The sequence below is a fragment of the Streptomyces bathyalis genome, from assembly GCF_015910445.1.
Lineage (GTDB): Bacteria > Actinomycetota > Actinomycetes > Streptomycetales > Streptomycetaceae > Streptomyces > Streptomyces bathyalis.
In genome coordinates, this window is record NZ_CP048882.1 from 1701776 (window position 1) to 1714936 (window position 13161).

Consider the following 13161-nt stretch of genomic DNA (forward strand, 5'->3'; position numbering starts at 1 on the left):
ATACCGCACAGTGGACGCGAGCAAGCTTGTGGTCAAGCCCTCGGCTTATTAGTACCGGTCAACTCCAACCCTCACGGGTCTTCCATATCCGGCCTATCAACCCGGTCATCTCCCGGGAGCCTTAACCCCACACGGGGGTGGGAGTCCTCATCTCGAAGCAGGCTTCCCGCTTAGATGCTTTCAGCGGTTATCCCTCCCGAACGTAGCCAACCAGCCATGCTCCTGGCGGAACAACTGGCACACCAGAGGTTCGTCCGTCCCGGTCCTCTCGTACTAGGGACAGCCCTTCTCAAGACTCCTACGCGCGCAGCGGATAGGGACCGAACTGTCTCACGACGTTCTAAACCCAGCTCGCGTACCGCTTTAATGGGCGAACAGCCCAACCCTTGGGACCGACTCCAGCCCCAGGATGCGACGAGCCGACATCGAGGTGCCAAACCATCCCGTCGATATGGACTCTTGGGGAAGATCAGCCTGTTATCCCCGGGGTACCTTTTATCCGTTGAGCGACGGCGCTTCCACAAGCCACCGCCGGATCACTAGTCCCGACTTTCGTCCCTGCTCGACCCGTCAGTCTCACAGTCAAGCTCCCTTGTGCACTTACACTCACCACCTGATGACCAACCAGGCTGAGGGAACCTTTGGGCGCCTCCGTTACATTTTAGGAGGCAACCGCCCCAGTTAAACTACCCACCAGACACTGTCCCTGATCCGGATCACGGACCCAGGTTAGACATCCAGCACGATCAGAGTGGTATTTCAACAACGACTCCACACCCGCTGGCGCGAATGCTTCACAGTCTCCCACCTATCCTACACAAACCGAACCGAACACCAATATCAAGCTGTAGTAAAGGTCCCGGGGTCTTTCCGTCCTGCTGCGCGAAACGAGCATCTTTACTCGTAGTGCAATTTCACCGGGCCTATGGTTGAGACAGTCAAGAAGTCGTTACGCCATTCGTGCAGGTCGGAACTTACCCGACAAGGAATTTCGCTACCTTAGGATGGTTATAGTTACCACCGCCGTTTACTGGCGCTTAAGTTCTCAGCTTCGCCACACCGAAATGTGACTAACCGGTCCCCTTAACGTTCCAGCACCGGGCAGGCGTCAGTCCGTATACATCGCCTTACGGCTTCGCACGGACCTGTGTTTTTAGTAAACAGTCGCTTCTCGCTGGTCTCTGCGGCCACCACCAGCTCCCCCAGCACGTGGGATCACCAGCCGTGGCCCCCCTTCTCCCGAAGTTACGGGGGCATTTTGCCGAGTTCCTTAACCATAGTTCACCCGAACGCCTCGGTATTCTCTACCAGACCACCTGAGTCGGTTTAGGGTACGGGCCGCAACAGCACTCGCTAGAGGCTTTTCTCGACAGCATAGGATCATCCACTTCACCACAATCGGCTCGGCATCAGGTCTCACCCTCAACAGGGAGCGGATTTGCCTACTCCCCGAGCTACACCCTTACCCCGGGACAACCACCGCCCGGGCTGGACTACCTTCCTGCGTCACCCCATCACTCACCTACTACAAGCTCGGTCCGCCGGCTCCACCACACCAGCAGCATCCCGAAGGACACCACTGGGGGCTTCACGGGCTTAGCATCACCTGATTCAGCGTTGGCGCACTGCCACGGGTACCGGAATATCAACCGGTTATCCATCGACTACGCCTGTCGGCCTCGCCTTAGGACCCGACTTACCCTGGGCAGATCAGCTTGACCCAGGAACCCTTAGTCAATCGGCGCACACGTTTCTCACGTATGTATCGCTACTCATGCCTGCATTCTCACTCGCATACCGTCCACAACTCGCTTACACGGCTGCTTCACCCGGCACACGACGCTCCCCTACCCACCCACACACCCGTTAGGGCTACCTATGTGAGTGACACGACGTCGGCGGTGTGCTTGAGCCCCGCTACATTGTCGGCGCGGAATCACTTGACCAGTGAGCTATTACGCACTCTTTCAAGGATGGCTGCTTCTAAGCCAACCTCCTGGTTGTCTCTGCGACTCCACATCCTTTCCCACTTAGCACACGCTTAGGGGCCTTAGTCGATGCTCTGGGCTGTTTCCCTCTCGACCATGGAGCTTATCCCCCACAGTCTCACTGCCGCGCTCTCACTTACCGGCATTCGGAGTTTGGCTAAGGTCAGTAACCCGGTAGGGCCCATCGCCTATCCAGTGCTCTACCTCCGGCAAGAAACACACGACGCTGCACCTAAATGCATTTCGGGGAGAACCAGCTATCACGGAGTTTGATTGGCCTTTCACCCCTAACCACAGGTCATCCCCCAGGTTTTCAACCCTGGTGGGTTCGGGCCTCCACGAAGTCTTACCTCCGCTTCACCCTGCCCATGGCTAGATCACTCCGCTTCGGGTCTTGAACACGCTACTCAAACGCCCTCTTCGGACTCGCTTTCGCTACGGCTCCCCCACACGGGTTAACCTCGCAACATGCCGCAAACTCGCAGGCTCATTCTTCAAAAGGCACGCAGTCACGACGCACCAAGCAAGCTTGGCACGCGACGCTCCCACGGCTTGTAGGCACACGGTTTCAGGTACTCTTTCACTCCGCTCCCGCGGTACTTTTCACCATTCCCTCACGGTACTATCCGCTATCGGTCACCAGGGAATATTTAGGCTTGACGGGTGGTCCCGCCAGATTCACACAGGATTTCTCGGGCCCCATGCTACTCGGGTGGTCCTCAAACAAGTTGCCGACATTTCAGCTACGGGGGTCTTACCCTCTACGCCGGGCCTTTCGCATACCCTTCGCCTACATCAACAATTTCTGACTCGCCGACCGGCCGGCAGACCGATCAAGAGAACTCCCACAACCCCGTACATGCAACCCCTGCCGGGTCTCACACACATACGGTTTAGCCTCATCCAGTTTCGCTCGCCACTACTCCCGGAATCACCGTTGTTTTCTCTTCCTGCGGGTACTGAGATGTTTCACTTCCCCGCGTTCCCTCCACACACCCTATACATTCAGATGCGGGTGACAGCCCATGACGACTGCCGGGTTTCCCCATTCGGACACCCCCGGATCACAGCTCGGTTGACAACTCCCCGGGGCCTATCGCGGCCTCCCACGTCCTTCATCGGTTCCTGGTGCCAAGGCATCCACCGTGCGCCCTTAAAAACTTGGCCACAGATGCTCGCGTCCACTGTGCAGTTCTCAAACAACAACCAGCCACCCACCACCCCCACCCCAAACAGGGCGAAGTACACCAGGGCCGGCAACCAAGAGACACACACCACCACCTCAGCGGCGGCGCCCGCACTCTCAGACACCCAACAGCGCGCCCAACACCACCCCGCACAGACCGATTGCTTTCCACGCCGAAGCAGTTACTCACAACCGCCCCACAGGACGGTGCCGAATAGTCAACGTTCCACCCATGAGCTACCAGCACCGGACGTGCGCCGGTGTACTGGCTCTGGACGGCAGGACCCTCCGGTTGGGAGGTGAACCTGACGCCACATGCTCCTTAGAAAGGAGGTGATCCAGCCGCACCTTCCGGTACGGCTACCTTGTTACGACTTCGTCCCAATCGCCAGTCCCACCTTCGACGGCTCCCTCCCACGAGGGGTTGGGCCACCGGCTTCGGGTGTTACCGACTTTCGTGACGTGACGGGCGGTGTGTACAAGGCCCGGGAACGTATTCACCGCAGCAATGCTGATCTGCGATTACTAGCGACTCCGACTTCATGGGGTCGAGTTGCAGACCCCAATCCGAACTGAGACCGGCTTTTTGAGATTCGCTCCACCTCACGGCATCGCAACTCATTGTACCGGCCATTGTAGCACGTGTGCAGCCCAAGACATAAGGGGCATGATGACTTGACGTCGTCCCCACCTTCCTCCGAGTTGACCCCGGCAGTCTCCCGTGAGTCCCCAGCACCACAAGGGCCTGCTGGCAACACGAGACAAGGGTTGCGCTCGTTGCGGGACTTAACCCAACATCTCACGACACGAGCTGACGACAGCCATGCACCACCTGTACACCAACCACAAGGGGGGCTGTGTCTCCACAGCTTTCTGGTGTATGTCAAGCCTTGGTAAGGTTCTTCGCGTTGCGTCGAATTAAGCCACATGCTCCGCCGCTTGTGCGGGCCCCCGTCAATTCCTTTGAGTTTTAGCCTTGCGGCCGTACTCCCCAGGCGGGGCACTTAATGCGTTAGCTGCGGCACGGACAACGTGGAATGTCGCCCACACCTAGTGCCCAACGTTTACGGCATGGACTACCAGGGTATCTAATCCTGTTCGCTCCCCATGCTTTCGCTCCTCAGCGTCAGTATCGGCCCAGAGATCCGCCTTCGCCACCGGTGTTCCTCCTGATATCTGCGCATTTCACCGCTACACCAGGAATTCCGATCTCCCCTACCGAACTCCAGCCTGCCCGTATCGAATGCAGACCCAGGGTTAAGCCCCGGGCTTTCACATCCGACGTGACAGGCCGCCTACGAGCTCTTTACGCCCAATAATTCCGGACAACGCTCGCACCCTACGTATTACCGCGGCTGCTGGCACGTAGTTAGCCGGTGCTTCTTCTGCAGGTACCGTCACTTTCGCTTCTTCCCTGCTGAAAGAGGTTTACAACCCGAAGGCCGTCATCCCTCACGCGGCGTCGCTGCATCAGGCTTCCGCCCATTGTGCAATATTCCCCACTGCTGCCTCCCGTAGGAGTCTGGGCCGTGTCTCAGTCCCAGTGTGGCCGGTCGCCCTCTCAGGCCGGCTACCCGTCGTCGCCTTGGTAGGCCATCACCCCACCAACAAGCTGATAGGCCGCGGGCTCATCCTGCACCGCCGAAGCTTTCCACCCCCAAGGATGCCCAAGGAAGTAGTATCCGGTATTAGACCCCGTTTCCAGGGCTTGTCCCGAAGTGCAGGGCAGATTGCCCACGTGTTACTCACCCGTTCGCCACTAATCCACCCCCGAAGAGGCTTCATCGTTCGACTTGCATGTGTTAAGCACGCCGCCAGCGTTCGTCCTGAGCCAGGATCAAACTCTCCGTGAATGCCTCAAAAGACAGACCACAAAGAGCGGCACAACCAGAAGGAATAATCCCAGTCGTGCACAGCGTCCTCGCTGTCATCAAAGAAATCCACACCCCCAAAAACCCAGGGATGCGGGGTATCAACATATCTGGCGTTGACTTTTGGCACGCTGTTGAGTTCTCAAAGAACGGACGCTTCCATCACAACCCTGTCACAGGCCACTCCGGGCGCTTCCCTCTCGGTGTTTCCAACCCTACCAGGGGACTTTCCGAATCCGTTTACCGAACCGTCGAGTTGAGCCTGGTCACGGGTGCCCCTGGGCGAAGACTGCCCGGTACCCGGTGAGTTGGAGCTGTAAACCTACTGGAGCGGAGCGCCTGGATGCAAATCGAGGCGCTCCGCTCGGTGTTGGGCCTCAGACCTCGACGACCACAGGAAGGATCATCGGGCGGCGGCGGTAGGTGTCGGACACCCACTTGCCCACGGTCCGCCGCACCAGCTGCTGCAGTTGGTGCGTCTCGGCTACGCCGTCCTGGGCCGCCTTGCCCAGTGCCTCGTCGATCTTCGGCAAGACTTGTTCGAAGTCGGCCTCGTCGATGCCCGAACCCCGCGACTGGACGTGCGGTCCGCCGACGATCTTGCCCGTGCTGCTGTCGACGACCACGAAGACCGAGATGATTCCCTCGTCGCCGAGGATGCGGCGGTCCTTGAGAGACGACTCGGTGACGTCGCCGACGGAGAGCCCGTCCACGTACACGTAGCCGGCGACCACCTTGCCGGCGATCTTGGCCTTGCCGTCGATCAGGTCGACGACCACTCCGTCCTCGGCGATGACGACACGGTCACGCGGGATGCCGGTCTGTGCTCCCAACTCCGCGTTGGCGCGCAGGTGTCGCCACTCCCCGTGCACCGGCATCAGGTTCTTGGGCTGGCAGATGTTGTAGAAGTACAGCAGCTCGCCCGCGGACGCATGTCCGGAGACGTGGACCTTGGCGTTGCCCTTGTGCACGACGTTGGCGCCCCAGCGGGAGAGACCGTTGATCACCCGGTACACGGCGTTCTCGTTGCCAGGGATCAGGGACGAGGCCAGGATCACGGTGTCGCCCTGGACGATGCGGATCTGGTGGTCGCGGTTGGCCATCCGGGACAGCGCCGCCATGGGTTCGCCCTGCGATCCCGTGCAGACCAGGACCACTTCGTCCTCGGGGAGGTCGTCGAGCGTCTTGACGTCGACGACGAGACCGGCCGGGACATTGAGGTAGCCGAGGTCGCGTGCGATGCCCATGTTGCGGACCATCGAGCGGCCGACGAAGGCGACGCGGCGTCCGAACTCGTGGGCGGCGTCGAGGATTTGCTGGATCCGGTGCACGTGGCTGGCGAAGCTCGCCACGATGATGCGTTTCTGCGCGCTCGCGAAGACCTGACGCAGCACACCGGAGATCTCCCGCTCGGGCGGGACGAAGCCGGGCACCTCTGCGTTCGTCGAGTCGCTCAGGAGGAGGTCGATTCCCTCCTCACCGAGGCGCGCGAAGGCCCGCAGGTCGGTGAGACGCCCGTCCAGCGGAAGCTGGTCCATCTTGAAGTCGCCCGTGTGCACCAGCATTCCGGCAGGGGTGCGGATGGCGACGGCCAGCGCGTCCGGGATGGAGTGGTTGACCGGGACGAACTCGCAGTCGAAGGGGCCGATTCGCTCGCGGTGGCCTTCCTCGACCTCCAGCGTGTACGGGCGGATGCGGTGCTCCTGGAGCTTCGCCTCGATCAGCGCGAGGGTCAGCTTTGACCCGATGAGCGGGATGTCGGCCTTCTCACGCAGCAGGAACGGTACGCCACCGATGTGGTCCTCGTGCCCGTGCGTCAGGACGATGCCGTCGATGTCGTCGAGGCGGTCCCGCAGGCTGGTGAAGTCGGGAAGGATCAGGTCGACCCCGGGCTGTTCCTCCTCCGGGAAGAGGACGCCGCAGTCGATGATCAGCAGCCGGCCGCCGTATTCGACGACCGTCATGTTGCGGCCGATCTCGCCGAGGCCGCCGAGGGGCGTGATGCGCAGGCCGCCTTCGGCCAGCTTCGGCGGCGAGCCGAGTTCGGGATGCGGATGACTCAAAAGACTCTCCTCACCACACGCGCGCCACGCTCCCCCTGGCCCTTGGCATGGGGAACCCACTGGCCTCCGGCTGAGGGACCCCGTGGGACACGTGGCGCGCGCGATATTCGTGAATGGTTTGAATGCTCTTCGCTCGTACTGACTATGTCTGGGTGTTTCCGTTGTTGCCCGTTATGGAGTTATGACGTCGGTTCAAATCTCTACGCCGCCGTGGGCGAGGTCGTGCCGCAGCTGCTGGGTCTCCTCCGTGGAGAGCTCCACGAGCGGCATACGCAGCGGTCCGCCCGGCAGTCCGCGAAGGGTGAGGGCCGCCTTCGTCGTGATGACACCCTGCGTGCGGAACATGCCCGTGAAGACGGGAAGCAACTTCTGGTGGATCTCGGTGGCCTTCGTCACATCACCGCTGAGGTGGGCCTCGAGCATCGAACGCAGCTCGGGCGTGACCAGGTGTCCGACGACCGAGACGTAGCCGACCGCGCCGACGGAGAGCAGCGGCAGGTTGAGCATGTCGTCGCCGCTGTACCAGGCGAGTCCGCTGGTCGCGATGGCCCAGCTGGCACGGCCCAGGTCGCCCTTGGCGTCCTTGTTGGCGACGATGCGCGGGTGCTCGGCGAGCCGGACGATCGTCTCGGTGTTGATCGGGACGCCGGAGCGGCCGGGGATGTCGTAGAGCATCACCGGGAGTTCGGTGGCGTCGGCGATCGCGGTGAAGTGCCGGAAGAGGCCTTCCTGCGGCGGCTTGCTGTAGTACGGCGTCACCGCGAGGAGACCGTGCGCGCCTGCCTTGGCGGCGTCACGGGCGAGTTCGAGGCTGTGCGCGGTGTCGTTCGTGCCGGCTCCGGCGACGACGTGGGCGCGGTCTCCGACCGCCTCGACCACTGCCCGCACGAGCTGGGCTTTCTCTACATCGCTGGTCGTCGGGGACTCGCCTGTGGTGCCGTTGACGATCAGGCCGTCATTGCCGGAATCCACGAGGTGAACGGCGAGCTGCTGCGCGCCGTCGAGGTCGAGTGCGCCGTCTGCGGTGAACGGCGAGACCATCGCTGTGAGGACCCGCCCGAAGGGCGTGTGCGGTGTGGAGGTCGGAGCCATGAGGTCCACGCTACTCGCAGGCCGGGCTGTCGTGCCCCCTCGGGGCCATGGTCATGGTCATCCGGGAGGGGATGAAGACGGTGTCCACGCCCCGTGGGGGCGCTTGGACGAGGGAGACCCGGCACTGCCTGCTCGGGGGTTCAAGCAGTGCCGGGCCGTGATTTCAGCGTAGACGTACTACGCGAAAGCGTGCAATCCGGGCATCTACGGAGCGACCCTGCCGTTCGCGTTGAACGCCTCGTAGGTCAGCGGCATGAGCTTCGCCCACTGCTCCTCCATCAGCTCGCCCACCATTTCGATCTCCCGCTGCGGGAAGGACGGCACCTTCGCGTCCTCGTGCTGAGTACGCAGTCCGAGGAAGTGCATGAGGGAGCGGGCGTTGCACGTCGCGTACATGGAGGAGTACAGCCCGACCGGGAGAACGGCGCGGGCCACCTCGCGGGCGACGCCGGCGTCCAGCATCCGCCGGTAGGTCTCGTACGCCTGGCGGTAGGAATCCTCCATCGCGGAGACCGTCAGCTCGTGCTGCTCGGGGGTGCCCTCCACGAACTCGTACTTCCCCGGCCGGCCCTGCTGGACGAGCTTGCGGGTGGCCTCGGGGGTGTAGAAGACGGGCTCCAGGCGGCGGTAGCGGCCGGACTCCTCGTTGTAGGACCAGCCGACGCGGTGCCGGTGGAACTCCCGGAAGACGAAGAGAGGGGCACTGATGAAGAAGGTCATCGAGTTGTGCTCGAAGGGGCTTCCATGGCGGTCGCGCATCAGGTAGTTGATCAGGCCCTTGGAGCGCGCGGGGTCCTTGTGCAGCTCCTCCAGTGATTTCTCGCCCCCCGTGGAGACCCGGGCGGCCCACAGCACATCGGTGTCGGCAGCGCTGTGCTTGACCAGCTCGACGGTCATGTCTCCGCGGAAGCTCGGGGCGGCGGACTGGTCTGAGGTGTCGGTCACGGGTGGTTCCTCCGGGTCGTGCGGCTGCCGGGCGCGCCCAGCCTACGGCGCACCACCGACAGCTCCTGTCCCTGCCCGGAGGGCGCCTTGACCTGCTCCGCGCGTGAGTCCCGGAGGCCACCCCGTCCGTGTTGGCGTCACGCCTGCCCGTTGCGCCTGACAGGCGGCTTCTGTCCGGACAAAAGGGACTGTCTGACTTGATAAGGGGGGTCGGTGCATGAAGGTACGCGGGCGCTTGGTATTTTTTGACGCACGTCCACTTTCACCCGGCACTTCTCAGCCGTCATGGGCGTTCTACCTACGAAACCCTTCAGAAACGATCTCGACAGGAGTCCCCTGCCCATGTTCCGCCGCGGAGAGTCTGTACCGTTCGCGTTCATCGCCGACGCCGACCGGTTCCGCAGCAATGTCACGCCGCCGCCTCCTGCCCAGCGCAGCGTCACCGAGAAGGCAGGCAGCGCACTGTTCGGCCTGACCGTGGTGGCGGGGCTGGTCGGCTCGCTGATTCTGGGCGTGCCCGCGCTCGATCCCGAGCGTCAGTCGCAGCATCACGGGCCGACCGCCGCCGAGAGCCGCTGACCGTCTCCGGCGTTCGCACTTCTCCGGCCGGGCACTGCCCCGGCCGGCCTCCGTTCGACGACGCGGCGCGCCGACCTGCCGGGCTGGCCGGGTCCCGCACACCTCGCTAGTGTCCACGCGCATCACCCGATCCACCCGATCGAGACCGTTCGAGCGAGGACCACCAGTGCCCCTGCCCTTCATGACGGCCGCAGGACAAACCGGCGCGGCCGAGCACCCGGAGCCCAGCCCTCTGCCGTACGACGCCCGTGACCACTGGCGCCGCCCGTACCGTCCCGGACCCTGGAGGGTCGGCGGCGCCGCACTGATTCTGCTGCTCGCCTCGTACATGCTCTTCTCGACTCTGATCATCGCCCTCGCCGGGGCCGTACCGGGCGCGCTCGTCTGCCTCGGCGCAGCGCTGGCCGTGATCGGGCTCGCGCTGCGGCTGCTGCGCGTGGGTGTGTGGGTCTCGGCGCACGGTCTGCGGCGGGTCGGACTGCTGAACACGGTGACGCTGAGCTGGGCCGAGGTGGCCGCCGTACGAACGGTTCAGCAGCCCGTGCGGTGGCTCGGGCTTCCGCGCACCGTGCAGGGGCAGGCGCTGGACGTCGTACGGGCCGGTGACGGGGAGCCGCTGCGCACGCTGCTCACCGATCACAACGCAGACTTCCTCTCCCGGCCTGAAGCGTTCGACCGGGCCGCTGACGTCATAGAGGAGTGGGCGGCCGAGTCGCAGCCTGTCGCGCACTCAACGGCACACCGTTAGGGCTCGCGCCCAGGCCCGGGAAGCGTTTCTCAGGGGACGCCCTGCTGCCCCCGCTGGTCGTCGTGCAACGTGATGGCACGCTGCATGGCCTTGCGCGCGCGAGGGGTGTCACGGGCATCGCGGTAGGCGACCGCGAGCCGGAACCAGCAGCGCCAGTCGTCGGGGGCCCGTTCGGTTTCGGCCTTTCTGCGGGCGAAGACCTCGTCGGCCGACTCCCGGTCGATGCGGCCCGACGGCGTACGCCGCAGCTCGTCGGGCGGCAGCCCGCCCTCCGCTTCCAGCTCCCGCGCCAGCCGCTCGGCGTTCCGGGCGAAGCGGGTCGTCTGCCACAGGAACCAGACACCGATCAGCGGCAGGACCAGGACCGCGAGACCGAGGGCCACGGTGACCGGCGTGCCCTGTTCGATCAGCAGCACTCCGCGGCTGCCTGCCAGCACGAAGTAGGCGACCAGCAGGGCAGCCAGGGTGAAGTACGTGATCTTGGCCCGCACGCCCGTCACCCGTCCAGGTCGAGGAAGTGCTCCAGACCGTAGGTGAGTCCCGGGGTGGAGCCGACGCGGCGCACTCCGAGGAGCACGCCGGGCATGAACGAGCTGCGGTGCAGTGAGTCGTGCCGGATGGTGAGGGTCTCCCCCTCGCCTCCGAACAGGACCTCCTGGTGGGCGACGAGACCGCGCAGCCGTACGGCGTGCACCGGGACGCCGTCGACGTCCGCGCCGCGCGCACCGTCCAGGGACGTGGACGTTGCGTCGGGCTGCCCGGGGAGGTCGGCCTCCTCGCGGGCGGATGCGATGAGCTGTGCCGTGCGTACGGCCGTGCCGCTGGGTGCGTCCGCCTTGTTCGGGTGGTGCAGCTCGACGACCTCGACGGATTCGAAGAATCGGGCCGCCTGCTGTGCGAACTGCATCGTCAGGACCGCGCCGATGCCGAAGTTGGGGGCGATGAGCACGCCCGTACCGGGTGAGGCCGCGAGCCAGCCCCGTACGGCGTCGAGCCGCTCGTCCGTCCAGCCGGTGGTGCCGACGACGGCGTGGATGCCGGCCGCGACGCAGTGTTCGAGGTTTCCCATCACGGCGTCGGGATGTGTCAGGTCGACGGCGACCTCGGCGCCGGAGCGCGTGAGGTCGGCGAGGTCGTCGTCGCGGTCGAGGGCGACGGCCAGTTCCATGTCGTCGGCGGCTTCCACCGCCTTGACGGCCTCGGAGCCCATCCGCCCTTCGGAGCCGAGGACGGCGACGCGCAGCTTGCTCATTGTTCGTTCCTTCGGGACTGCCCGGACCGGTGGTGCCGCCGGATCCTGGCGGGGGACGTCGGACTGGGATGCGGGACGGTCGTCAGGCGACGGCCTCGTGGAGCTGGGCCGTCTGGCGGTCGGTGAGCGGTCCGATGACGGCGAGCGAGGGACGCCGGCCGAGAACGTCCCGTGCGACCTCCCGTACGTCGTCGGGCGTGACGGCGGAGATCCTGGCCAGCATCTCGTCGACCGACAGCTGTTCGCCCCAGCACAGTTCGCTCTTGCCGAGCCGGTGCATGAGCGCGCCCGTGTCCTCCAGCCCGAGCACGGTGGCGCCCGACAACTGACCGACGGCACGGCGCAGTTCGTCGTCGGGGAGGCCGTGCGTGGCTGCCTGGTCCAGCTCGTCGCGGCAGATCTTGAGAACGTCGGAGAGCTGGCCGGGCCGGCAGCCGGCGTAGACGCCGAACAGGCCGCAGTCGGCGAAACCGGAGGTGTAGGCGTACGTGCTGTAGGCCAGCCCGCGCTTCTCGCGGATCTCCTGGAAGAGCCGTGAACTCATCCCGCCGCCGAGGGCCGCGCTGAGCACGCCGAGCGCCCAACGGCGGTCGTCGTTGCGGGAGTAGCCAGGCATTCCGAGGACGAGGTGGGCCTGTTCCGTGCTGCGGTCGGCGATCTCCACGCGGCCGCGGGCACGCAGGGGCCGTACGCCGGTGCGCGGAGCGACGGGGTCCCGGCCCGCGGCACGCTCCAGGGCGCCCGCCCTGTCGAAGGCGGCACGTACCTGGCTCACGACCGTGTCGTGGTCGAGGTTGCCGGCGGCGGCCACGACCAGGTGCGGCGGGTCGTAGTGCTTGCGGTAGAAGCGCGCCAGGCGGTCGCGCGTGAAGTCGTTGACGGTCTCGACCGTGCCCAGCACCGGGCGGCCCAGCGGTGAATCGCCCAGCAGGGCGCGGGCGAAGAGGTCGTGCACGCAGTCCCCGGGATCGTCCTCGGTCATCGCGATCTCTTCGAGGATGACGCCCCTCTCGGCCTCGACCTCCGCCGCGTCGAGGACCGAGCTGGTGAGCATGTCACCGACGACGTCGATGGCGAGAGGCAGATCGGAGTCGAGGACGCGTGCGTAGTAGCAGGTGAACTCCTTGGCGGTGAAGGCGTTCATCTCACCGCCGACGGCGTCCAGCGCGGCCGAGATGTCGAGGGCGCTGCGCCGCTTCGTGCCCTTGAAGAGCAGATGCTCCAGATAGTGGGTGGCGCCGCCCAGCGCCGGCGTCTCGTCGCGGGAACCGACGTGCGCCCAGATCCCGAGGGTCGCCGAGCGGACGGTGGGCACCGTCTCGGTGACGACGCGCAGGCCGCCCGGCAGGACCGTCTTGCGGACCTCGCCGCCTGTGTCCGGGCGGCCGCCTGACATCGCGTTCACTCCCGATGGTGTACGGGCGACGGCCCGCCCCT

8 protein-coding genes and 2 rRNA genes are annotated in these 13161 nt (G+C 64.7%); 2 read left to right on the top strand and 8 right to left on the bottom strand.

All coding sequences use genetic code 11. The features are described 5' to 3' along the window. Window positions 1-28: 28 nt before the first annotated feature. The 5 genes from G4Z16_RS07305 to thyX form a co-directional block, all read right to left on the bottom strand. Window positions 29-3155 (bottom strand): 23S ribosomal RNA (locus tag G4Z16_RS07305). Window positions 3156-3500: 345 nt separating this feature from the next. Continuing rightward, window positions 3501-5027 (bottom strand): 16S ribosomal RNA (locus G4Z16_RS07310). Together the 16S and 23S rRNA genes form the textbook arrangement of a ribosomal RNA operon. 395 nt (window positions 5028-5422) lie before the next feature. Next, window positions 5423-7108, bottom strand: coding sequence for a ribonuclease J (locus tag G4Z16_RS07315; RefSeq protein WP_197349905.1), 1686 nt, complete (start codon window positions 7106-7108; stop codon window positions 5423-5425). Between the two features lie 192 nt (window positions 7109-7300). Further along, on the bottom strand, window positions 7301-8200 hold the full coding sequence (gene dapA, locus G4Z16_RS07320; protein WP_197349907.1) for a 4-hydroxy-tetrahydrodipicolinate synthase: 900 nt from the start codon (window positions 8198-8200) through the stop codon (window positions 7301-7303). 204 nt (window positions 8201-8404) lie between these two features. Beyond that, the gene (thyX, locus tag G4Z16_RS07325; protein ID WP_197349909.1) at window positions 8405-9145 is read right to left on the bottom strand and encodes an FAD-dependent thymidylate synthase; all 741 of its coding nucleotides are present in this window, start codon (window positions 9143-9145) and stop codon (window positions 8405-8407) included. A 342-nt stretch (window positions 9146-9487) separates the two neighbouring features. Between thyX and G4Z16_RS07330 the strand changes: the two genes are divergently transcribed. Next, on the top strand, window positions 9488-9724 hold the full coding sequence (locus G4Z16_RS07330) for a hypothetical protein (protein ID WP_197349911.1): 237 nt from the start codon (window positions 9488-9490) through the stop codon (window positions 9722-9724). Window positions 9725-9890: 166 nt separating this feature from the next. Continuing rightward, complete coding sequence (locus G4Z16_RS07335; RefSeq protein WP_197349913.1) at window positions 9891-10472, top strand: hypothetical protein; 582 nt, start codon at window positions 9891-9893, stop codon at window positions 10470-10472. A 29-nt stretch (window positions 10473-10501) separates the two neighbouring features. On the opposite strand, the gene G4Z16_RS07340 is transcribed toward G4Z16_RS07335, so the two are convergent. From G4Z16_RS07340 to G4Z16_RS07350, 3 genes are all read right to left on the bottom strand, one after another. Continuing rightward, window positions 10502-10963, bottom strand: a complete 462-nt coding sequence (locus G4Z16_RS07340) for a hypothetical protein (RefSeq protein ID WP_197349915.1) — start codon at window positions 10961-10963, stop codon at window positions 10502-10504. Window positions 10964-10968: 5 nt separating this feature from the next. Continuing rightward, the gene (dapB, locus tag G4Z16_RS07345; protein WP_197349917.1) at window positions 10969-11724 is read right to left on the bottom strand and encodes a 4-hydroxy-tetrahydrodipicolinate reductase; all 756 of its coding nucleotides are present in this window, start codon (window positions 11722-11724) and stop codon (window positions 10969-10971) included. Window positions 11725-11806: 82 nt separating this feature from the next. Further along, the gene (locus G4Z16_RS07350) at window positions 11807-13120 is read right to left on the bottom strand and encodes a M16 family metallopeptidase (RefSeq protein ID WP_197354229.1); all 1314 of its coding nucleotides are present in this window, start codon (window positions 13118-13120) and stop codon (window positions 11807-11809) included. Window positions 13121-13161 lie beyond the last annotated feature (41 nt).